The organism is Micromonospora sp. NPDC049201, from assembly GCF_055586805.1.
Genome location: NZ_JBVJHM010000004.1, coordinates 345,895 through 367,579, shown reverse-complemented (window position 1 = coordinate 367,579; position 21,685 = coordinate 345,895). Strand labels below are relative to the sequence as shown.

Genomic DNA, 21,685 nt, shown 5'->3' with positions numbered 1-21,685 from the left:
ACCTGTGTCCCGGGAGGAGGACGACGCTGTGGCGCTCGTACGCGTGTACTGCGGTCTGGCCTCGGCAGATCCGGCCGACCGAACGGCTTCGGCCGGAACGACGCTGACGTCCGCTGTGGTCGACGACGCAGGCCGTCTGCTGCACGTCTGTGAGATCGGTGACGAGCCCGCCGGCTACGCCCGGCTGGTCACGCTGCTGGTGGAGCGGTCCGGTGGGCCGAGCGGCGTGGCCATCGCCGCGGACAGCGACGACCACACCGTCACCTCGCTGCTCAGCGCCGCCGGCCGGCCGTTGGCGATCGCTGACGACGACTCGGTCGACGACTTCGCCGAGCGGTTCGCCGACGACGACTCGCTGGAGGAGATGCAGTCCCCGCCGGCCGAGCGCCGGGCGGTCGGGCTGGCCCGGGCGCTCCAGGCCGGCGCGCTCTCCGCGGTGACGCTCCCGGCACCCCGTGACCTGGCCGGCTACAAGCAGGTTCTCTCCGCCCACGCGGCACTGGCCAGCGGGCGGCACTCGGCCGCGGTGACGCTGCGCGAGGTGCTGCGCGAGCTCTACCCGGCCGCGCTGCGCGCCTACCCCGACCCCGCCGAGCCGGTCGCGCTGGCGGTCCTCGACGCGCTGCCCGAGCCGAGCATGCTGACCGGCACCTCGGCGCGGGGCCGTGACCTCGGCGCCGCCGCCGACGCGGTCGCCGCGCAACTGGCCGCCGACGGCCTGGCCGACGCCGACACCGTCACCGAGGCGGTGACCGCGCTCCGGGTCGCCATCTCCGAGACGCCCCGCCGGGCCACCGTCAACCGGGCGCTCACCGCCGCCGTCGCCGAGACGGTGCGGCAGGCCGTCGCCTCCGTCCGCGCCTGCGACGCCGGCTGCGACGCGCTGGTCGGCGCGCTGGCCGAGCGCACCACGCCGACCCCGGCCACCGGTCGTCGGGCCGCCGCCCGCCGTGGCGAGCAGGTCGACGACCTCGCCGTGACGCAGCCCGCGGGGCTGCGCCCGGTCCGCCCGGCGCAGCCCGAGCCGCTCGCCGAGCAGGCCGGCCGCCGCAGCCGCCCCGAGCCGGACCTCGACGCCACCGAGCCGGCCGGCCGCCGCAGCCGCCCCGAGCCGGTCCCCGGTGGCCGGCGCAGCCGCCCGGAACCGGTCTCCGGCCCGACCAACCCGACCGTGCCCCGCCCGCTCGGGCCGCCGCCGGTGGCGCCCGCACCGGTCGCCCCGCCGCCGGTCGCCCCCGCCCCGGTCACCCCCGTCGCCCCGGCCGCGTCGCTGGGCCGCCCGACGTCCGCGCCGCCGAGCCGTCCCGAGCCCACCGGCGCGCCCCTGCCGTCGCGGGTGGACGGGCCGACCAACCGGCCGGTCTCCGCGCCGCCCCCGCCGCCGCCCGGGATCACGCCGATCCCCCCGTCCTCGCGTGGCGCGGTGCCCCCGGCCGAGGCCGGCGAGCCGTTCCGGCCGACGCTGACCACCGCCGCGATCAACAAGGCTCGGGCCGAGCGGCAGCGCACCGTCATCCCGCCGCGCCCCAAGACCACCGCCCCGGAGCCGCCGACCGGTGGGTTCAGCGCCACCGACCTGAGCATTCCGGTGCCGTCGCCGCGTCCGCCGGCGCCGGCGCCGGCGCCGGCGACCGCCCCGCCGGGTTCCCGCGCCAACTGGCCGCTCGTCAACAACGGCGACGACCAGGCCGACCGGGAGCGGGAGGCCCCCGCCTACCCGTACGGGCGGAGCGTGGACGCGCCGAGCGATCCAGGACGCGTCACCCCGCCGTGGCTCGCCGACGACCTGCCGCCGGAGCCGCCGATGCTGCGGCTGGTGGAGCCACCGCCGCTGGCCGACCGGGCGCTGCGCGGCGAGTCGGAGCGGCCGGCCGACCCGGGGTTGGACAATCCGCCGCTGCGGCTGGTGGACCGGGGCAACGCCGGTCGACCGGTGCCCCGCGCCGAGTTGCCCGCCCCGCTGGAGCGGCGTCCCGCGCCGAAGGAGCACCGGCCGCCGCCGGTGTCCGACGAGGGTGACGGCGACCTGCTGATCTTCGCGCAGGCCAAGTCCGCCTGGTTCGTCGGGCACGGTGACGAGGCCGACCTGGAGTGGACGTCCACCGCCGACACCGGCTGGCAGGCCGCCGAGCAGGCGGCCCGCCCGTCGATCGGCGCGGAGACCAAGGCCGGCCTGCCCAAGCGGGTCCCGCAGGCCAACCTGGTGCCGGGCTCCCCGCTGCGCGAGGAGCGTCCACTGCGGATCGTCCGGAACGCGGCCAGCCTCGCCGAGAACACCACCGGCTACTTCCGGGGGTGGCGGCGTGGCCAGGAGATCGGCGGCTTCGCGGTCGGCGGTCGCCCCGGCCGGGAGGCGGCCGGCGGCTGGGACTTCAGCCGGGACACCGGCGACCGCGATGACGAGCGGGAATACGAGTTCCGTTCCGCGGGCTACCGGTCCTGAGCCGGGCCGCCGACGGCGTGTTCCTACCCACACCCGGATGATTTGACGTCGGGTCCGGCCGGCCGGGAACATACCCGGCGGACCAGCGGCGGCGCCTGTTCGCCGGGGTGGGAAGGCGACTCCATTGGCGACACCGGCATTCGACTCCACCGTGCTCACCCGTCGGGGCGTCCTCGCGGTCGCGGCCGGCAGCCTGCTGCTCGCCGGTTGCGGGCCGCAGGGGCAGCGGCCGGACGAGGGCGGAAGCAGCAGCGCGCCCGGTGACCAGAACCTGGTCGTCGGCGTCAGCCTGGAGCTGAGCGGTCGCGGCGCGGCACTCGGCGTGGTGCAGCGCCGGGCGCTGGAGATCACCGCGGAGTCGCTGAACCGGTCCGGGATCTCGGTCGGGAACCTGCTCCGGTCGGTCCGGTTGGAGATCCGGGACAACGGCAGCGACCCGCAGGTCGCCGCCCGGCACGCCGCCGACCTGACCCGCGCCGGGGCGCACGCGCTGATCGGCGGTGTCCTCGGCGAGACCGCGACGGCGCTCGCGACGGCCGCCCAGGAGCTCAAGACGCCGTTCCTGGCGCTCGGCCAGGGGGACCGCATCGTGCTGCCGCTCGCCGAGCGCACGTTCAGCTTCAAGCTCACCCCGGACGGCATCGACGTGGCCCGACGGATGGTGGACCTGCTCGAATCCCAGCGGGTCCGGCGGGTGGCCCTGCTGGCCGCGGACGGGCCGCACGGCGACTCGGGCGTACGGGCGGTGCGGGAGGCGCTCGGCAACAGCGGCGTGGAACTGGCGCGCACGCTGCGGCTGCCGGAGACCGGGCGGAGCTTCCGGGCGGTCGCCGATCGCGCCACCGCCGGCGACCCGGACGCCGTCATCGTCTGGGGCACCGCGCCCGATTCCGGTGACGTGGCCCGGGAACTGCGTCGGGCCGGTCACCGCGGCGCGATCTTTTTCGACGCCGGCGCGGTGGTGGACGACACGCTGCGCGGGGCCAACGCGAAGGCGGTCGAGGGGGCGTACGCCGTGCACCCGGCCTGCCTGGGCGGTTCCGCGTTGACCGCCACCAGCGGCGCCCAGGTGGCCCGGCGCGACTTCGACTACCGCTACACCCAGCGGCACGGCACCTCGGTCGGCTTCGCCCCGTACGCCGCGGACGCGCTCCAGCTCCTCGCGGCGGCGGCCCGGAAGGCGACCAGCCTCGACCGGGGCCGGCTGCGGGCGTTCCTCCAGACCCAGATGACCGAGGGCATCGCCGGCGGGTACGCGTTCAGCGCGGACCGGCACGGCGGCATGGAGGTCGACTCGCTCGGCGTCTACCGGGTGTCCCAGGGCAGCTGGACCCGGTACGCCTGACCGTCGTCCGGTGACCGTCGGGGGACGGCCCGGGTCACCGGACGACCGCGCACCGCGTTCGACCCCGGACGGCAGGAAGCGCCCGGTGGCCCAGGGCCATCGGGCGCTTCCGCGTGTCCCTCAGGCGGGCGCGACGGCCCGGGAGCGCCGCATGGTGAGCACGTACTCGACAAGCGAGATCAGCACGTGCTTCGTCGACTCCCGGTTACGGGCGTCGCAGGGCACCACCGGCACGTCACGGGAGATCGCCAGCGCGTCCCGTACGTCCTGCGGGTCGTGGTACTGCATGCCGTCGAAGCAGTTGATGGCCACCAGGTACGGCAGCCGCCGGTGCTCGAAGAAGTCGATGGCGGCGAAGCAGTCGGCGAGCCGACGGGTGTCGACCATCACCACCGCGCCGATCGCTCCCCGGACCAACTCGTCCCACATGAACCAGAACCGCGTCTGACCCGGCGTACCGAAGAGGTACAGGATCAGGTCACGGTCGATCGAGATACGACCGAAGTCCATCGCCACCGTGGTCGTCGTCTTGCCCGGCACCTGCCGGGTGTCGTCGACGCCCACGCCGGCGGAGGTCATGATCGCCTCCGTGGTCAGCGGCGTGATCTCCGAGACCGAGCCGACCAGCGTCGTCTTGCCGACGCCGAAACCACCGGCGATAACGATCTTCGCCGACGTCACGCGCCCGCTCGGGGCCGGCGGCCGGTGCGACATGTCAGAGCCTGCGAAGTCCACTCAGCACCCTCTCCAGCAATTCAGTGCCCACCGCGTCGTCGGAGTCGTCCAGAATGGTCGGCTCGTGGACTGCGACCAGGCCATCCGTCGCCATGTCGGCGATGAGCACCCGGGCCACGCCGAGCGGAAGCTGCATCCGCGCCGCGATCTCGGCAAGCGACTGCACGCGTCCGTCACACAACGCGGCTATGTACTGGTGTTCACGGCCTTGACCCCCGTTGCCGGTGGCCATCGCTCGGCCGCGCACCGTCGTCTCGACGAGTGCCTCCAGGGCGATGTCGAGCCGGGGACGGGTACGACCACGGGTTACGGCGTACGGCCGGACCAACGCTCCGGTCGGCTCGTCACGATCCGCCATGTCGCCGCTCACCTCCCTCGCACCCGGCACCGGCTCGCCCCGGTGGTATCCGTCGCTTTCCTTGTTCTTTCCGCCCCTGACCCACCGGCCAGCGCGTCATTCAGCCCATCATCCCCACAGCCGTACGCGGCTGTGGCGTCAGGGCGTCGCCCACCCGGTCGACGAGCAGGGCCATCTCGTACCCGACCTGGCCCACATCACAGCTGCGCGCGGCGAGCACCGCGAACGACGAGCCGTCGGAGATGGACATCAGGAACAGGAAGCCGTTGTCCATCTCGACCACTGTCTGCAGCACCGCCCCGCCCTCGAAGCATCGCGCCGCGCCCTGGGTCAGGCTGACCAGGCCGGAGGCGATCGCCGCGAGCTGGTCGGCGCGGTCCCGCGGGAGGTCACGGGACGAGGCGAGAAGCAGGCCGTCGGCCGAGACCGCGACCGCGTGCGCCACGCCGGGCACCCGGTCGGCGAAGTTGGCGAGCAGCCATCCGAGATCCTGCGTACTAGTCATCCTTGTTGCTCCTTCTGCCCGCTCCCGGCCACCGGGCCTGAGCCAGACTGCGAGGACTGCTGCCGTCCCGGAGTGCCCTCCGGGCCGGTCGTGTTGCTGTCGGTCGGGTTGTTACGCCCCCGCTGCACGCCCCGATGGTAGGCCGAGAGGAGACCCCGGACCGCCTCCGGCGTCCGCCGCTGGGCCGCCGGCGCCGGCTTGTCGATGCTGCCGGGCACGAGCTGCGCCATCGGCGTCCGCTTGGGCAGACCCTTCCGGGTGGTCTCCGCCACCGGCACCTCGGTGGCCGCCGAGGCGGCACGCCAGCCGTCGTCGGCCGCGGTCTGCCAGGGCGACGACGGCTGCGGCGCCGCCGGCTGCCGGCTGGGCAACCCACCGGCGTACGCGGGACGGCCGTTGCCGTTCGCCGGCCGGTCGTCACGGGGCGCTCCGCCGGCTGTCGGGGTCGGTGCCATCGGTGTGTTACCCGTCGTTGCGGATGTCGGCTGCGGCACCGGCCGCCCGGCGGTGTCCACCTTGGCGAACTGCTGGGTCGTGGCGCCGTTCGCCGGCGCGGCCTGGGCCGGTGCCTCGTCGCTCGGCCCCGGCCTGCGGGTGCGGAACCACGCGGACTCCAGCTCCCGGAAGATCGGCAGCTCCATCGTCTCGTCCGCGTACCGCTGACGGTTGCCGGCCTGCTGCGGTTGCGGCACGGCCGGCCGCGGCGCGGGCGCCGACGGCTGGGCGGCCTGCTGCTGGGCGGCGGCCGACGGTGTCTCCGAGCGCGGCACCCGCGGCAGCTCGGTGGTCATGTCGAGCCCGGCGGAGAGCCGCTCCGGCACCGCGGGAGCCGGCGCGGGCGTGGCCGGGGTGACCGGCGGCCAGACCGGCGGCGCGCCCACGTGCGGCGCGGGCGCCGGACGCGCCGGCACCTGGTCGGCCGGCGACGCGGGCACCGGGTTTCCGCCGACCGGCTGGCCGGAGACCGGCACGGCCGACACCGGCCGGGTCGGGAGCGGGTGGCCGGAGACCGGCGTCGCCGACACCGGACGCCCGGAGTACGGGTCACCCGACAGCGGACGCCCCGAGTACGGGTCACCGGAGGCCGGACGGCCCGAGTACGGGTCACCGGAGACCGGACGGCCCGAGTACGGGTCGCCCGACACCGGACGGCCCGAGTACGGATCACCGGAGACCGGGTGGCCGGAGACCGGCGCGGCCGAGACCGGACGGCCCGGGAAGGGGTGGCCCGAGACCGGGGCGCCGGAGACCGGCGGCAGCGGCGGGGCGGAGACCGGCGGGACCGGCGGGGCGGACACCGGCGGCGGCGAGTACGGCCGCGCCTCGGGGCTGCTGGGCAGCTGCCGTGGGATCACCGGCTGCTGGCCGCTGGTGGCCGGGTCGCCCTCACCCGGGGTGCGACGCTGGGGCAGCGGGTCGATCGGCTGGCCGTTGGACGACCGGGGCGGGTAACCGTCGCCGGCGTTCGCGTTGGCGCCGGTCAGGTCGGACCAGGCCGGCATGGCACGGCCGCCGTTGGCCGGCGTGCCGGCGCCGTTGCGGTGCGCCGGGTCGAAGGACCGCCCACCGAGCGTGACCTGGTTGCCGGAGGTGCCGGGATGCGGCGCGGGCGGCGGGGTGTGCGGGCCGTTGCCGAGCGCGGCCAGCGCGCCGAAGGCCGGCGCCGGACCACCCGACTGCCCGAAGGCCGGCGTCGGGCCGCTCGGCTGACCGAACTGGCCGAAGGCGGGCGCCGGGCCGGGCTGCTGCGGACCGGCGGCGGGCAGGGCGGCTGCCGGCCCGCCCCGGCCGGCGAGGGCGCGCGGCACCAGGACGGTGGTGGGCAGCGTGACGTCGGCGACGGTGCCCCGGTCGCTGGCAGGCCGCAGCTCCACCTTGACGCCGTGCCGGGCGGCGAGCCGGGCCACCACGACCAGGCCCATCATCCGGGAGACGGCCACGTCCACCTGCGGGGGCGTGGCCAGCCGCTCGTTCAGGTCGTGGAGCTGCTCGGCGCTGATGCCGATGCCCCGGTCCTCGACGTAGAGGGAGGCGCGGTCGCCGACCCGGCGGGCCTCCACCATCACGTGCGAGTCCGGCGGCGAGAACGCGGTGGCGTTGTCGAACAGCTCGGCGACCAGGTGCACCAGGTCGTTCACCGCGTGCGCGGCGACCTCGATGTCCCGGTCGATCACGCCGAACTCGATGCGGGTGTAGTGCTCGACCTCGGACTGGGCGGCGCGGAGCACGTCGATCAGGGCGGCCGGCTCGCGCTGCACACGGGTGGAGTCCGCGCCGGCGAGCACCAGCAGGTTCTCGTCGTTGCGGCGCATCCGGGTGGCCAGGTGGTCGAGCTGGAACAGCTCGGCGAGCCGGTCCGGGTCCTCCTCGCCGCGCTCCAGCCGGTCGAGGTGACCGATCAGCCGGTCGACCAGGATCTGCGAGCGGCGGGCCAGGTTGACGAACATGGTCGCGACGGACGCGCGCAGGGCGGCCTGCTCGGCCGCGGTCCGGACCGCCTCCAGGTGGACCGCGTTGAACGCCTCGGTCACCTGGCCGAACTCGTCCTTGCTGCGGACCGGCAGCGGCTCGGCGATCTGGTTGGCCAGCTGCACCGGGGAGAGCTGGCCGGTCACCTGCGGGTCGCGCAGCCGGGCCACCGCCTGCGGCAGGCCGTACTGGGCCACCGAGAGGGCGCCCTGGCGCAGGTCGCGCAGCGAGCGGGCCATCGAGCGGGCGACCAGGTAGGCGAAGAGGATGGCCAGCAGCAGCATGGTGAGCAGCAGGCCGGTCTCCAGGAACACCTGACGCTGGGTGTCCGAGCGCAGCTCGTCGGCCTGCTCGACCACGTTGCTGTCGAGGCGGGACTCGACGGTCCGGAGCAGCTTGGCGTTGCCGACCATGGCCTGGTCCCACTGGTCCGGCCCGAACGGCGCGTTCTTCATCGAGCCGCTGTTGTTCGCCGACATGAAGCCGGTGAGGTTGTCCGCCTTGCGCAGGTCGGGACCCTCGACGGTCTGGTCGAAGAACTCGGAGTCGGCCGGGGTGGCGACCGAGCGGAAGGTGGCGAGCGCCTGGGCCTGGGCGGTGCCGCTGGCGATGAACTGCTCGCGCAGCGCGGGACTGTACTGCCCCTGGGTGAGCGCCTGGTGCACGACCACCCGGCGCTGGGCCAGGTATTCCTTCTGCCGGGCCACCGCGCCGGCGGCGCGCATCCGGTCGCTGAGGTCGTTGTCACCGGCGAGCTGGGTGCCCGAGTCGCGGATCGACAGCAGGTCGTTGATCAGGCGCTCGTACGCCTTCTCCGCCTCGTCGATCTTGAGCTTGCCGTTCAGCACCTGGCTACGGGTCGCGGGCAGGTCCTTGAGCTGGTCGTCGATCTCGTTCAGCCGGACCTGGAAGTTGCGGGGCAGGTCGTCGATCTCACCGCGCTGCCGCAGGTAGGGACCCTTGGCCTGGTCCACCCGCTGGTTGGCCCGGTTGTAGGCCTCCTGGTACTGCGCCCGGGTCTGGACTTCCTTCGCACCGAGGAAGAGCACCGAGCCGACCCGCTCGTCCTGCATGGTGTCGGCCAGTTCACCCGAGTAGCCGATCAGGCTGGCCAGGTCGCCGGCCCGGTTGGCACTGTTGAGCGTCTCCAGGTGGTCGACCAGACCGCTGGTGCCCACCACGACCGTGGCGATGGTCGGCACGATCATGATCAGACCGAGCTTGGACCAGATCGGCATGTCGCGCAGCCGGCTCGCCGGCCGGCGCAGGCGCGACAGGAAGGAGCCCGCCGTCGTTGGCCGTTTGCTCACGTCACCGCCCTCGCAAAACCGCGTCCGACGTCACCTGCGGGCAACGCCGAGCGTCCGACCCGGCGGGTCGGACCTCCGAGATTCCATCACGCCGCCCCGCAAAGAGAAAGCCCAGGTTGTCCCTCACCGGAGGTGTGATGAGATGTTGATGCAATTTGATAGCAATCCGTCTGGCCGGAGTCACTGAAGGTAATGAATCACCCGCACCGCGTCGTCCTCCTCGCCGGACCCTCCGGCTCTGGAAAGTCGTATATAGCGCATCGAACCGGACTTCCCGTGCTCTGTCTGGATGACTTCTACAAGGACGGCGATGACCCTACGTGTCCGCGCCGGAACGGACAGGTCGACTGGGAGTCCCCGCTGTCCTGGGATGCGGACACGGCGGTGGAAACAATTGCCCGATTGGCCCGGGAGGGCAAGGCCGAAGTGCCGGTTTATGCGATCGGCGCGGACCGGCGGGTGGCCACCCGGCCATTCGACGTCGACGGATCGCCATTCTTCGTGGCCGAAGGGATCTTCGCCGCCGAGATCGTCGCCGAGTGCCGGCGCCGCGGCCTGCTCGCCGGGGCGTACGCGCTGCGCCGCCCGCGGGGCGCGACCTTCCTCCGCCGGCTCGCCCGTGACCTGGCCGAACAGCGCAAGGCACCGCGGGTGCTGGTCCGGCGCGGGATCGCGTTGCTGCGCGCCGAGCCGGCCGTGCTGCGCCGGCAGACCGGGCTGGGCGCCGAGGCCGCCCGGGCCCGGGAGGTGCTGCGCGGGGTGGCCGACCTGCTCGCCGGCCACCCGCGCCGGCCGTGATCAGTCGATCAGCTCGGCGTACGCCGGCTTGATCACCTCGTCGATGATCCGCAGCCGCTCGTCGAACGGGATGAAGGCGCTCTTCATCGCGTTGATGGTGAACCACTGGAGTTCCTTCCAGCCGTAGCCGAAGGCCTCCACCAGCAGCGCCATCTCCCGGGACATCGAGGTGCCGCTCATCAGCCGGTTGTCGGTGTTCACCGTCACCCGGAACCGCAGGTCGCGCAGCAGCCCGATCGGGTGGTCGGCGATCGACGCCGCCGCCCCGGTCTGCACGTTCGACGACGGGCACAGCTCCAGCGGGATGCGCTTGTCCCGCACGTACGCGGCCAGCCGGCCGAGTATCGGCGGGTTGCCCGGGGTGATGTCGTCGACGATGCGGACGCCGTGGCCGAGCCGGTCCGCGCCGCACCACTGGATCGCCTGCCAGATCGACGGCAGCCCGAACGCCTCACCGGCGTGGATGGTGAAGTGGAAGTTCTCCCGCTGGAGGTACTCGAACGCGTCCAGGTGCCGGGTGGGCGGGAAACCGGCCTCCGCGCCGGCGATGTCGAAGCCGACCACGCCGGTGTCCCGGTGCCGCACCGCCAGCTCGGCGATCTCCTGCGAACGGGCGGCGTGCCGCATCGCGGTGAGCAGCGTGCCGACCCGGATCGGGGTGCCCGCCTCGCCGGCCAGCGCGCTGCCCTCCCGGAAGCCGGTGACCACCGCGTCGACCACCTCGTCCAGGGTGAGGTTCCGCTCCAGGTGCTGCTCGGGCGCGAACCGGACCTCGGCGTAGACCACGCCGTCGGCGGCCAGGTCGAGCGCGCACTCCCGGGCCACCCGACGCAACGCGGACGCGGTCTGCATCACGGCCACGGTGTGCGCGAACGTCTCCAGGTAGCGCTCCAGCGAGCCGGAGTTCGCCGACTCGGCGAACCAGCGGCCCAGCGCGTCCGGGTCGGTGGTGGGCAGGTCGTGGTCGGCCTCGGCGGCCAGCTCCACGATCGTCGCGGGCCGCAGGCCGCCGTCGAGGTGATCGTGCAGCAGCGCCTTCGGGGCCTTGATGATGTCCTCGTACGAGATTGCGACCATGCTCAGACCCTAGTCACCGACGGTGCCGGCACGGCACCGGACCGGCTCAGGGACGCCAGCCGTACACCCGCTCCACCGCCAGGCGCAGGACCAGCCGGCCGTCGGCCACCATCGCGGCCCGGTAGTCGGCCCAGTCCGGGTGCTCGCCACGGATGCCCCGGTAGACCTCGACCAGCTCCTCGACCGTCGCGTCGTCGGTCGCGGCGGCCGGCGGCGTGAGCGTCACCGTGCCCTCGGCCACCGCGTACGCCCCGCCGTCGGCGGTGGTCACGTGGAAGCTGGCCCGCGGGTCCCGGCGCAGGTTGCGCACCTTGGCCCGGTCGCCCGTGGTGGAGCAGCGGAGGAGCCCCGGCTCGGCCAGGTAGTCGAGGTTGGACAGCTGCGGGCGGCCGTCCCGGCGCAGCGTGACAAGCACTCCGCGCCCGTGCCCGCCGAACAGCTCCCACAACCGCGCGCTTGTTGACATGGCACCCAATCTAGAGCCGCCACCCGGCCGCCGGAATAGGATCTTCGGCGTGGCCGGTCCCGCTCTGCTCCCGTCGGTGCTGACCCGGCTGCGCTGCCCGGTCTGCGGCGAGCCGCTCGCCGACGCCACCGCCGGCACCACCCGTGCGCTGCGCTGCCCGCACGGGCACAGCTTCGACACCGCCCGCCAGGGGTACGTCAACCTGCTCGCCGGCCGCGCCCCGCACAGCGGGGACAGCGCCGGGATGGTCGCCGCCCGGGCCGACTTCCTCGCCGCCGGCCACTACGACACCGTCGCCGCCGCGCTGGCCGCCGCCGCGACGCGGGTCGCGCCCGACGACCCGTACCCCCTGGTGGTGGAGCCCGGCGCGGGGACCGGGCACTACCTCGCGGCGGTGCTGGCGGCGCTGCCGGACGCCGCCGGCCTGGCGCTGGACGTCTCCAAGCCGGCGCTGCGCCGCGCCGCCCGGGCGCATCCGCGCGCCGCCGCCGCGCTGGCCGACACCTGGCAGCGGCTGCCGCTCGCCGACCGGTCCGTGACCGTGCTGCTGAACGTGTTCGCGCCGCGCAACGGCCCGGAGTTCCACCGGGTGCTCGACCCGGCCGGCGCGCTGCTGGTGGTCACCCCGGCCGCCGACCACCTCGCCGAGTTGGTCGACGCGCTCGACCTGCTGCGGGTGGACCCGGCCAAGGCCGACCGGGTCGCCGGCAGCCTGGGCGCGCACTTCGTCGAGGAGTCCGCCGGCGAACACCGGGCCCGGCTGGCGCTGACCCGCGCCGAGGTCACCACGCTCGTCGGGATGGGTCCCAGCGCCTGGCACGCCGACCCGGAACGGCTCGCCACGCGGATCGCCGCGCTGCCCGAGCCGGTGCCGGTCACGCTCGCCGTCCGGCTCGGCACGCACCGCCCCCGCTGAGCCGGCTCAGGTGGAGAGGTCGACCTCTTCCCACCCGGGGGGCTCGTCGTGGTACGGCCCGCGCAGCACCACCGCCCACTCCAGCGCCCACCGGCGCTGGCCGATCGCGTTCGCGTCCACCAGCCCCGGCAACACGCCGCCGGCCTGCTCGGTCTCCAGGTACGCCCAGTCCAGGCAGTAGTGCAGATCGAGCAGGGCGGCGGCATCGGCGGGGTGCTGCGGGGCGGCCAGGATCCGGGCCCGCCACTGCGCGAACGTCTCGCCGGTGACCAGGTTCGGCATCCGCTCGACCAGCCGCTCGTCCACCGGCACGGTCGGGTCGAGCTGCTTGCTCAGGCCGAGCACCCAGGCCAGCGAGAAGAGCGCGTCGTGGTGCAGCACGAACGACCGGTGGTCGCCCCGCCCGCCCATCACGAACTGCCACTCCGGTGGCGTCAGCATCTCCACCAGGTGCGACTCCAGCAGCCAGCTCATCGCGGCCTGCGGGGGCATCCCGAAGCAGCGGGCCAGGATCAGGTGCAGCACCGCGATGCGCGCCTCGATCTCCGGGGTGGGCCGCAACTCGATCTCGTCACCGGGCTCCCAGACCAGCGGGAACTGCGGTGGGGGCAGCGGAAGACCCAGCCGGGACAGCTCGTCGAGGCTCGCCTCACGGACGGCCCGGGGGTCGGGAGCGGATACGCGCAACGCCTCAGTCCCTGTCTGCTCGCCCCGGCTCGTCGCCGGTCGGTCCCCCTGGCCTGCGAGGATAGCCGCTCCGACCGGGCCGGCACCATGGCGGCCGGTCACCCGATGCGCTCGATGACCAGCGGCGTCGTGGTCGGGGCCGCCGGCGCCACCCGGAACGCCCCGCGCGCCTGCGCCAGCGCGGCCGGGATCCGCTCGGCGTGCTCGGCGCGCAGCTCGAACAGCGGGTCACCGACGCGTACCGGATCACCGGGACGCTTGTGCAGCATCACCCCGGCCGGGACGCTGACCGGGTCCTCCTTGCGGGCCCGGCCGGCGCCGAGCCGCCAGGCGGCCACCCCGATCGCGTACGCGTCCACCTCCGCCACCCAGCCGTCCTCGTCCGCGGTGACCAGCTCGACCTCGTTGGCGGTCGGCATCGGGGCGTCCGGGTCGCCGCCCTGCGCCCGGATCATGGCGCGCCACGCGTCCATGGCCCGCCCGTCGCGCAGCGCGGCGGCCGGGTCGGCGTCCGGCAGGCCGGCCGCGTCGAGCATCTCCCGGGCCAGCGCCAGCGTCAGCTCCACCACGTCGGCCGGGCCGCCGCCGGCCAGCACCTCCACCGACTCGGTCACCTCGACCGCGTTGCCGACGGCCAGGCCGAGTGGGGTGGACATGTCGGTGAGCAGGGCGACCGTACGCACCCCGTGCGCGCCGCCCAACTCGACCATGGTGCGGGCCAGCTCGCGGGCGTCGTCGACGTTCTTCATGAAGGCGCCGGAGCCGACCTTGACGTCGAGCACCAGCGCGCCCGTGCCCTCGGCAATCTTCTTGCTCATGATCGAGCTGGCGATCAGCGGGATCGCCTCGACCGTGCCGGTGACGTCGCGCAGCGCGTACAGCTTGCGGTCGGCCGGGGCGAGCCCGTCCCCGGCCGCGCAGATGACCGCGCCCACGTCCCGGAGCTGGGCGATGAACTCGTCGTTGCTCAGCGCCGCCCGCCAGCCCGGGATCGACTCCAGCTTGTCGAGCGTGCCGCCGGTGTGGCCGAGGCCCCGGCCGGAGAGCTGCGGCACCGCCGCGCCGCACGCCGCGACCAGCGGGGTCAGCGGCAAGGTGATCTTGTCACCGACGCCGCCGGTGGAGTGCTTGTCCACGGTGGGTCGGGCCACCGGCGACAGGTCCAGCCGCTCGCCGCTGGCGATCATGGCGGCGGTCCACCGGGCGATCTCCGGGCCGGTCATGCCGCGCAGCAGGATCGCCATCGCCAGCGCCGACATCTGCTCGTCGGCCACCAACCCCTTGGTGTACGCGTCCACCACCCAGTCGATCTGCCCGTCGCTGAGCACGCCTCCGTCCCGCTTCGCCCGGATGACGTCCACCGCCGTAAAAGCACTCACCTTCGAGTTCCCATCAGTAATGTGCGATGTCGCGCCCGACGCACGTACGGACGGCGACCACGTCGGGCCTGGGCCGACCGTGCCCGGCGCAGGGATCAAGCCTGACCGCCCGGAGCCGGGCACGGTCGACCCAGGCCCCCCAGCTCAACCCCACCGAACAGGGATCTCCAGCGGAGGCTCACCCTCACCGGCCCAGAAGATCGCGCCGGACGCGTCCACCACGACCACGCGCGGCGTCCGCGCCGCCCCCCACTCGATCGCCCCGGCCGGATCGTCCCAGGTCGGACCCTCCTCCAGCACACCGGTCTCGGCGCCCTCGGTGTCCCCGGCGGACCGCTCCCAGTACGCCGTCCAGACCTGCTGCCCGGCCGAGAGGTCCGGGTGCACGAACACCGTGCCGCGCCCCCGCCAGGCGGCCAGCCGGTCCGGCACCACCGGCACCGGATGTTCGCCGGTCACCGCCTCGATGTCCGCCACGTCGAACGCGTGCGGCAGCAGCTCGGCCATCCGCAGCGGGCCACCCTTCGCCTCGATCAGGCACTCCGGCCCGCCCTGCTCCCAGAGCAGTTGCCGACACCGGCCGCACGGCATCAGCGGCTCGCCTGTCGCGTCGACGCAGGACAGCGCCACGATCCGGCCGCCGCCGGTGGCGTGCAGCGAGGAGACCACGCCGCACTCGGCGCAGAGCACCACGCCGTACGCGGCGTTCTCCACGTTGCAGCCGACCACCACCCGGCCGTCGTCGACCAGGGCGGCCGCCCCGACCGGGAAGTTCGAGTACGGCACGTAGGCGTGCCGCATCACCTCGGTGGCGGCGGCCCGCAGCCGCTCCCAGTCGATGTCCATCACGACTCCCATTCTGCCCAATTCGCGCCGATCGGTCGTGGGCACGGCCGGAGACGACGGTGCCCGGCGGGTCACCCGCCGGGCACGGTGCGTCGGGCCGGTCAGCCCTTGACGTACGGCTTGCCGTCGGCGGCCGGCGCCCGCACCCGGCCGACGAGCCCGGCCACCGCCAGGATCGTCGCCAGGTACGGCAGCATCGCCAGGAACTGGCTCGGAATGCTACTGCCGATCGCGCCCAGGTAGGTGGCGAGCTGGTCGGCGAAGCCGAAGAAGAGCGCCGCGAGCAACGCCCCGGTCGGGCTCCACCGGCCGAAGATCAGCGCGGCCAGGGCGATGAAGCCCTTACCGCCGATCATGTTCTTGGTGAACGAGTAGAGCGCCAGCGTGTACGACGCCCCACCCACGCCGGCCACCAGACCAGCCATGATCACGTTGCGGTAGCGCAGCCGCAGCACCTTCACGCCGAGCGTGTCGGCGGCGGTCGGGTGCTCACCAACCGACCGGGTCCGCAGGCCCCACCGGGTGCGGAACAGCGCCAGGTGGATGACCAGCACCAGCAGCAGACCCAGGTAGAGGAAGATGTTGCCGCGGAACAGCGCCGGACCGATCAGCGGGATGTCCTTCAGCAGCGGGATCTCCCAGTTGCTGAAGCGTGGCGCGCTGTTGTACTTCGCCGCGTCGGTCGCCATCAGCCGCTCGTAGAGGAAGCCGGTGATGCCAACCGCGAGCAGGTTGAGCACGATGCCCATGACCACCTGGTCGACCAGGTAGCGGATGGCGAACACGGCCAGCAGCAGCGAGATGAACGCGCCACCGATCGCGGCGGCCACCAGGCCCACCCAGACACTGCCGGAGATGCTGCCGAACAGCGCGCCGGAGAACGCGCCCATCAGCAACTGCCCCTCGATCGCCACGTTGACCACGCCGGAGCGCTCGCAGAGCACACCGGCCAGCGCACCGAAGATCAGCGGCAGCGCCAGGACGAACGTGCCCCGCAGCACGTTGACCAGGGGCATGAAGTTGCGCCCCTCGGGGGCGGCGGAGACCTGCCAGCACAGGAAACTCAGCACGAAGGCGACCAGCCCGGCGCCGAGCAGCAGCGTGAACCAACGCTTGGGCACGCCGGCCAGCAGCGCGGCGCCGGCCGCGGCGGTGATGACGCCGAACAGGATCGCGCCGACCGTGCCGTTGATCTCCAGGGCGGCGCCGCCCTCGGTCTCGCTGAGCGTGAAGCGGGCCTGCTGGTCGGTGGCGAGCGCCCCGAACAGCACCGCAGCGACCACGCCCAGCGCCAGCAGGACGGCGCCGGCCTTGCGGGCCCGCGTCCAGAAACCCTCGTCGACCGCGGTGACCGCGACGTCGGGGACAGCGGTGGTGGACATGCTCACCAGCCCTTCGCGAGGCTCGTCTGCAGCCGGGCGGCGCGGGCCGCCCGGAGCTGGAAGATCGCCTTCACCAGGGCGGGCGCGGCGATGAAGATGACGATGAGCGCCTGGAGCACGGTGACCAGCTCCAGCGAGATCCCGGAGTACGACTGCATCCGGTTGCCCCCGGCCTGGAGCGCGCCGAACAGCAGCGCGGCCAGCAGCACGCCCCAGGGCTTGACCCGGCCCAGCAGCGCGACCAGGATGCCGTCGAAGCCGATCTGGGCGATCACCAGCGGGGTCAGCGCGTTGGCGGTGGAGCCGAGCACCATGTTCGAGCCGCCGAGGCCGGCCAGCAGACCCGCGATCACCATCACCAGCACGTACGTCTTGGTGACGCTGATGCCGGCGGTCCGGGCGGCGTCCGGGTTCGCGCCCACCGCGCGCAGCTCGAAGCCGAGCGTGGAGCGGTTGAGCAGCCAGGCGACGAACCAGGTGGCCAGCACCGCGAGCAGGATCCCGGCGTGCACCCGCAGGTCGTCGCCGAGCAGCCGGGGCAGTTGCGCGGAGGACTCGACCGGCTTGCTGATCGCGTCCGAGCGGGTCGGGTTCTGCACCCCGTTCTGGACGATGATCCAGGACAGGAAGTAGACCGCCACGTAGTTGAGCATGATCGTGTTGATCACCTCGTGGGCGCCGGTACGCGCCTTGAGGATGCCCGGGACGAAGCCCCAGAGCGCACCGCCGAGCGCACCGGCGATCAACGCGACCAGCAGGTGCACGCCGGGCGGCAACGGCAGCGCGAAGCCGGCCACGGCGGCCAGGATGACGCCGATGGTCGCCTGGCCCTGGGCGCCGATGTTGAACAGGCCGCCCCGGAAGGCCAGCGCGACCGACAGGCCGGTGAAGACCAGCGGCGCGGTGTAGGTGAGCGTCTCCGAGATCGGGCCCATGGCGGCGGTGAAGCCGACCGCGTCCGGGTCGAAGACCGCGCCCTTGAACAGGTTCGCGTACGCCTCGCTGACCACGGTCCAGCTCGCGTTCAGCGCGTCGGCCGGGCGGGCGGTGATGTAGCCGTAGGTGGCCAGCACGTCCGGGTCGGAGACGATGATCAGCACGGCGCCGACCAGCATGGCCAGCACCACCGCGAGCACGGTCACGGTGACCGTGTTGGCCGCCCAGAGGTTCTCCAGGAACAGCCGGCCCAGGCTGGGCCGGGGCCCCTCGGCCGGCTGCTTCGGCGCGGTGGTGGTCACCGCCCGCTCGGTGTCGCCGGCTGGCGCGGTCGGCGTCGCGCGGGCCTCGCTGCGCGCTTCCTGCGCCTCGGTCGCCGGTTCCTTGTCCGGGGAGCCCGACGCCGGGTTCGGGTTCGTCATGCCTCGTCCTCGTTGCCAGGGCCCTCGGGGGCCGGGGCGGCGGCGCTGCCCTCGTCCGCGGTCGCGGCGGCGCTGCCCTCGTTCGCGGTCGCGGCGGCGCTGCCCTCGTTCGCGGTCGCGGCGGCGCTGCCCTCGTTCGCGGTCGGGGCCGCGGTGTCCGGGGTGATGCCGGCCATCAGCAGGCCGATCTCCTCGCGGGGCGTGTCCGGGCCGACGATGCCGATGACCCGGCCGCGGTACATCACCGCGATCCGGTCGGCGAGACCGATCACCTCGTCCAGCTCGCTGGAGACCACCATGACCGCGGTGCCGACGTCGCGCTCGCGGATGACCTGGCTGTGGATGAACTCGATCGAGCCGACGTCCACGCCGCGGGTGGGCTGGGCGGCGATGAGGAGCTTCAGCGGCCGGGACAGCTCCCGGGCCACGATCACCTTCTGCTGGTTGCCGCCGGAGAGCGTGCCGACCGCCGCGTCGGCCGACGACGTGCGGACGTCGAACTGCGCGATCCGCTCCTTCGCCGACTTCGCGATCGCGTCCGGCTTCAGCGACAGGCCCCTGCCGAACGGCGGCCGGTCGTAGATGTCCAGCACCAGGTTCTCCGCCACGGAGAACTCCTTGACCAGGCCGTCGACGCTGCGGTCCTCGGGCACGTAGCCGACGCCGGCGCGGAGCACCTTCTTCGTCGACCAGCCGTGGGTCGACTCGCCGGCCAGGCTGACCGTGCCGGCGAGCGTCGGGCGCAGGCCCATGATCGCCTCGATCAGCTCGGTCTGGCCGTTGCCCTGCACACCCGCGACGCCGAGCACCTCACCGGCGTGCACGGTCAGGTCGACGCCGTCGACGGCGCGTACCTGCCGGTCGTCGTCGACGACCAGGCCGGCGACCTCCAGGACCGGCTCGCCCGGCCGGGCCGGCTCCTTGTCCACGGTCAGCCGGACGTTGCGGCCGACCATCAACGCGGCCAACTCGTCCCGGCTGGCGGTCGGCTCGGCGGTGCCGACCGTCCGGCCGCGCCGGATGACGGTGATCCGGTCCGCGATCGCCTTCACCTCGCCCAGCTTGTGGGTGATGAACACGATCGACTTGCCGGCGGCCTTGAGCGACCGCATGACGGTCAGCAGCTCGTCGGTCTCCTGCGGGGTGAGCACGGCCGTCGGCTCGTCGAGGATCAGCAGGTCGACGTCGCGGGTCAGGGCCTTGACGATCTCCACCCGCTGCTGGATGCCGACCGGCAGGTCCTCGATCACCGCGTCCGGGTCGACCCGGAGGTTGTACCGCTCGGAGACCTCGGCCACTTCGCGGCGGGCCCGCCGACGGTCGAGGAAGCCGGCGAAGGGCACCTTGACCTGCTCGGCGCCGAGCATCACGTTCTCGGCCACGGTGAAGACCGGCACCAGCATGAAGTGCTGGTGGACCATGCCGATCCCGGCGGCGATCGCGTCCGACGGGCCCTTCAGCTTCAGCGGCCGGCCGTCGACCAGGATCTCGCCCTCGTCCGGCTGGTAGAGCCCGTAGAGCACGTTCATCAGGGTCGACTTGCCGGCGCCGTTCTCGCCGAGCAGGGCGTGGATCTCTCCAGGCTCCACCGTGAGGTCGATGTGGTCGTTGGCGACCAGATCACCGAACCGCTTGGTGATGCCGCGCAGTTCGAGTCTCAGCGCAACCTCCTGGAGTGCGAGCGATGGTGCAGCGTAGCGACTTGCCGCGCCGCCACCGCGCCGGGTGGGGGATGGGGGGATGAAGGTGACCGGCCGCCCCGGGGCGCGGGGTTCGGACCCCGTACGCCCGGGACGGCCGGATCGTGCTACCTGGTGCCCGCCGGCCCCGCTGCCGATGATTTCACCGCGGCGGCCGGCGGAGCGGTCACTTGGTCGGCTGGGCCTTCGAGGTGACCGTGACGGTGCCGGCGGCGATGTCCGCCTTGATCTTCTCGACCTCGGTCTTCAGGTCCGCCGGGACCTTGCTGTCGAAGTCGTGGTACGGCGCGATCGAGACACCGGTGTTGGCCAGCGTGCCCACGAAGCCCGGCTGCGCCTGGAGCTTCTCGCCACCGGCGGCCTTCACCACGGCCTCCTTGACGGCCTCCGGGATGTTCTTGACGACCGTGGTCACGATCGCCGAGCAGTCCGGGGTGCTCTCGCAGCCGTCGACGTCCACCCAGACGACCGAGTACTTGCCGCCCGAGGCCTTGGCCGCGGCGGTGGTGCCGAGGCCGGCGCCACCGGCGACCGGCATGATGATGTCGGCGCCCTGGGCGACCAGCGCGTCGGAGACCTTCTTGCCCTCGTCCTGCTTGACGAAGTCGTTGGTGAAGGAACCCTTCTGGGTGGCCTTGTCCCAGCCCAGCACCTGGACGTTCTTGCTCTTCGCCTTGTTGTAGTACGCCACGCCGTCGGCGAAGCCGTCCATGAAGATGGTGACCGGCGGGATCGGCAGGCCGCCGTAGGTGCCCACCTTGCCGCTCTTGCTCATCCCGGCGGCCAGGTAGCCGGCCTGGAACGCGGCCTGGGCGGTGTCGAACTGCATCGGGTAGATGTTGCCCACACCCGGGTTGGCGTCGACGATCGCGAACTGCTGGTTCGGGTTCGCGGTGGCCGCCTTCTTGGTGGCGTCCGACATCAGGCCACCGACGGCCAGGATGAAGTCACACTTCTGGTTGACGAACCCGGTGAGGTTGACCTCGTAGTCCGCCTCGGCCTTCGACTGGACGTTCTTGATCTCGATGTTGTCGTTCTCCTTCTTCGCCTCCTGAAGGCCCTTCCAGGCGGAGGTGTTGAAGGACTTGTCATCGATGCCGCCCACGTCGGTCACCATGCAGGCGCTGTACTTCTTGCCGCCGTTGCCGCCGGCGTTGTCGTTCTTGTCGTCCGGAGCCTCACCACACGCGGCGGCGCCCAGCACGAGGCCACCCGCCACGAAGGCGGAGGCGATCCGCATCCCACGCACAGAGCGCAAGACGTCTCCTTCCCATTGCGCCCGCGTCGTGCGCGGTACGCATGCCCTTGCGCCGGCCTGCGGTGTGCGGCCGGCGTCCCACGTTACGGACGGGAGCGTACGCCCGCGCCCACCCACCGGCCGACAATCGTGCACGACTGTTGAGCGTCCGTTACCCCGGTGTAACCCTTGCGTGGGGCAGATCACTTCTGGGGCCGGTAGGGGTACACGGTCGTGTCCCGAACGTCCGTTTCCGGGGCCGCTCCCGGTCCCGGCGGACTACCGCCAGAACACCGCGACCGCCGCGTTGAGCAGCGTCAACCCGATGATCGCGAGGAAGTGCCCCCGGTTCACGGACTCCCGCTTACGGGAGAAGAAGACCATGACGAAGATGAGCAGCGCGAGCACCAACTTGGTAACAAGCTTCGCCGGGGCCGGCTCGTCGCCGTCCCGCAGCGGCGCGGAGAGCCCGAGACCCGTCAGGATCTGGATCACCGCTCCCCACAGCATGGCCGCGTTGATCCGCAGCCGGCCGCTGACGTACTGGGCGATCCCGCCGCCGAGCAGCAGCGCGAAGCCGATCAGATGGACATAGAGAAGGATCAGTCGAAGAGCTTCCACGCCGGCCATCCTCCCCCATCAACGACACCGCGTAGTAGTCGCCCCGCCGAGCT

The 21,685-nt window shown here is 73.2% G+C and carries 18 protein-coding genes; 4 read left to right on the top strand and 14 right to left on the bottom strand.

What is annotated here, in order from left to right; genetic code table 11:
• Positions 1 to 4 precede the first annotated feature (4 nt).
• Both ACZ6O5_RS11695 and ACZ6O5_RS11690 read left to right on the top strand, forming a co-directional pair.
• Positions 5 to 2,443: a serine/threonine-protein kinase gene (locus tag ACZ6O5_RS11695; RefSeq protein ID WP_465976412.1), complete on the top strand. Its 2,439-nt coding sequence runs from the start codon at positions 5 to 7 to the stop codon at positions 2,441 to 2,443.
• Positions 2,444 to 2,567: 124 nt separating this feature from the next.
• A complete protein-coding gene (locus ACZ6O5_RS11690) occupies positions 2,568 to 3,788 on the top strand; it encodes an ABC transporter substrate-binding protein (protein WP_465976411.1) in 1,221 nt (406 codons plus the stop codon).
• 120 nt (positions 3,789 to 3,908) lie between these two features.
• On the opposite strand, the gene ACZ6O5_RS11685 is transcribed toward ACZ6O5_RS11690, so the two are convergent.
• From ACZ6O5_RS11685 to ACZ6O5_RS11670, 4 genes are all read right to left on the bottom strand, one after another.
• Positions 3,909 to 4,502, bottom strand: a complete 594-nt coding sequence (locus ACZ6O5_RS11685) for a GTP-binding protein (RefSeq protein ID WP_107157178.1) — start codon at positions 4,500 to 4,502, stop codon at positions 3,909 to 3,911.
• Between the two features lies 1 nt (position 4,503).
• A complete protein-coding gene (locus ACZ6O5_RS11680) occupies positions 4,504 to 4,881 on the bottom strand; it encodes a DUF742 domain-containing protein (protein ID WP_107157253.1) in 378 nt (125 codons plus the stop codon).
• Positions 4,882 to 4,981: 100 nt separating this feature from the next.
• Positions 4,982 to 5,386 (bottom strand): roadblock/LC7 domain-containing protein, encoded by a 405-nt coding sequence (locus tag ACZ6O5_RS11675; protein WP_013731521.1) that lies wholly within the window; start codon positions 5,384 to 5,386, stop codon positions 4,982 to 4,984.
• Positions 5,383 to 9,165: a sensor histidine kinase gene (locus tag ACZ6O5_RS11670; RefSeq protein WP_465976408.1), complete on the bottom strand. Its 3,783-nt coding sequence runs from the start codon at positions 9,163 to 9,165 to the stop codon at positions 5,383 to 5,385. Before ACZ6O5_RS11670 ends, ACZ6O5_RS11675 begins: the two co-directional genes overlap by 4 nt.
• A 501-nt stretch (positions 9,166 to 9,666) precedes the next feature.
• Here ACZ6O5_RS11670 and ACZ6O5_RS11665 point away from each other — a divergent pair.
• Entirely contained in the window at positions 9,667 to 9,963 is a 297-nt protein-coding gene (locus ACZ6O5_RS11665; protein WP_465976406.1) for a hypothetical protein, read from the top strand.
• Here the strand turns inward: ACZ6O5_RS11665 and ACZ6O5_RS11660 are convergent, their stop codons facing one another.
• Positions 9,964 to 11,040: an adenosine deaminase gene (locus ACZ6O5_RS11660; RefSeq protein ID WP_465976404.1), complete on the bottom strand. Its 1,077-nt coding sequence runs from the start codon at positions 11,038 to 11,040 to the stop codon at positions 9,964 to 9,966.
• A 46-nt stretch (positions 11,041 to 11,086) separates the two neighbouring features.
• The gene (locus ACZ6O5_RS11655; RefSeq protein ID WP_396772936.1) at positions 11,087 to 11,506 is read right to left on the bottom strand and encodes a PPOX class F420-dependent oxidoreductase; all 420 of its coding nucleotides are present in this window, start codon (positions 11,504 to 11,506) and stop codon (positions 11,087 to 11,089) included.
• 64 nt (positions 11,507 to 11,570) lie between these two features.
• Here ACZ6O5_RS11655 and ACZ6O5_RS11650 point away from each other — a divergent pair, with 64 nt between their 5' ends.
• Positions 11,571 to 12,422 (top strand): putative RNA methyltransferase, encoded by an 852-nt coding sequence (locus ACZ6O5_RS11650; protein ID WP_465976706.1) that lies wholly within the window; start codon positions 11,571 to 11,573, stop codon positions 12,420 to 12,422.
• A 6-nt stretch (positions 12,423 to 12,428) separates the two neighbouring features.
• Here ACZ6O5_RS11650 and ACZ6O5_RS11645 read toward each other — a convergent pair whose 3' ends face one another.
• The 8 genes from ACZ6O5_RS11645 to ACZ6O5_RS11610 form a co-directional block, all read right to left on the bottom strand.
• The gene (locus ACZ6O5_RS11645; protein ID WP_465976402.1) at positions 12,429 to 13,109 is read right to left on the bottom strand and encodes a DUF4272 domain-containing protein; all 681 of its coding nucleotides are present in this window, start codon (positions 13,107 to 13,109) and stop codon (positions 12,429 to 12,431) included.
• A 98-nt stretch (positions 13,110 to 13,207) separates the two neighbouring features.
• Positions 13,208 to 14,488, bottom strand: a complete 1,281-nt coding sequence (locus ACZ6O5_RS11640) for a thymidine phosphorylase (protein WP_465976400.1) — start codon at positions 14,486 to 14,488, stop codon at positions 13,208 to 13,210.
• Between the two features lie 144 nt (positions 14,489 to 14,632).
• Positions 14,633 to 15,334: a cytidine deaminase gene (locus ACZ6O5_RS11635; RefSeq protein ID WP_465976398.1), complete on the bottom strand. Its 702-nt coding sequence runs from the start codon at positions 15,332 to 15,334 to the stop codon at positions 14,633 to 14,635.
• 101 nt (positions 15,335 to 15,435) lie between these two features.
• Positions 15,436 to 16,716 (bottom strand): ABC transporter permease, encoded by a 1,281-nt coding sequence (locus tag ACZ6O5_RS11630; protein WP_465976396.1) that lies wholly within the window; start codon positions 16,714 to 16,716, stop codon positions 15,436 to 15,438.
• Between the two features lie 2 nt (positions 16,717 to 16,718).
• Positions 16,719 to 18,074, bottom strand: a complete 1,356-nt coding sequence (locus ACZ6O5_RS11625) for an ABC transporter permease (RefSeq protein WP_465976394.1) — start codon at positions 18,072 to 18,074, stop codon at positions 16,719 to 16,721.
• Positions 18,071 to 19,675, bottom strand: a complete 1,605-nt coding sequence (locus ACZ6O5_RS11620; protein ID WP_465976705.1) for an ABC transporter ATP-binding protein — start codon at positions 19,673 to 19,675, stop codon at positions 18,071 to 18,073. The genes ACZ6O5_RS11625 and ACZ6O5_RS11620 overlap by 4 nt, the downstream gene beginning before the upstream one ends.
• A gap of 265 nt (positions 19,676 to 19,940) precedes the next feature.
• On the bottom strand, positions 19,941 to 21,014 hold the full coding sequence (locus ACZ6O5_RS11615) for a BMP family lipoprotein (protein ID WP_465976703.1): 1,074 nt from the start codon (positions 21,012 to 21,014) through the stop codon (positions 19,941 to 19,943).
• A gap of 276 nt (positions 21,015 to 21,290) precedes the next feature.
• A complete protein-coding gene (locus ACZ6O5_RS11610; RefSeq protein ID WP_091061503.1) occupies positions 21,291 to 21,632 on the bottom strand; it encodes a hypothetical protein in 342 nt (113 codons plus the stop codon).
• Between the last annotated feature and the right edge of the window lie 53 nt (positions 21,633 to 21,685).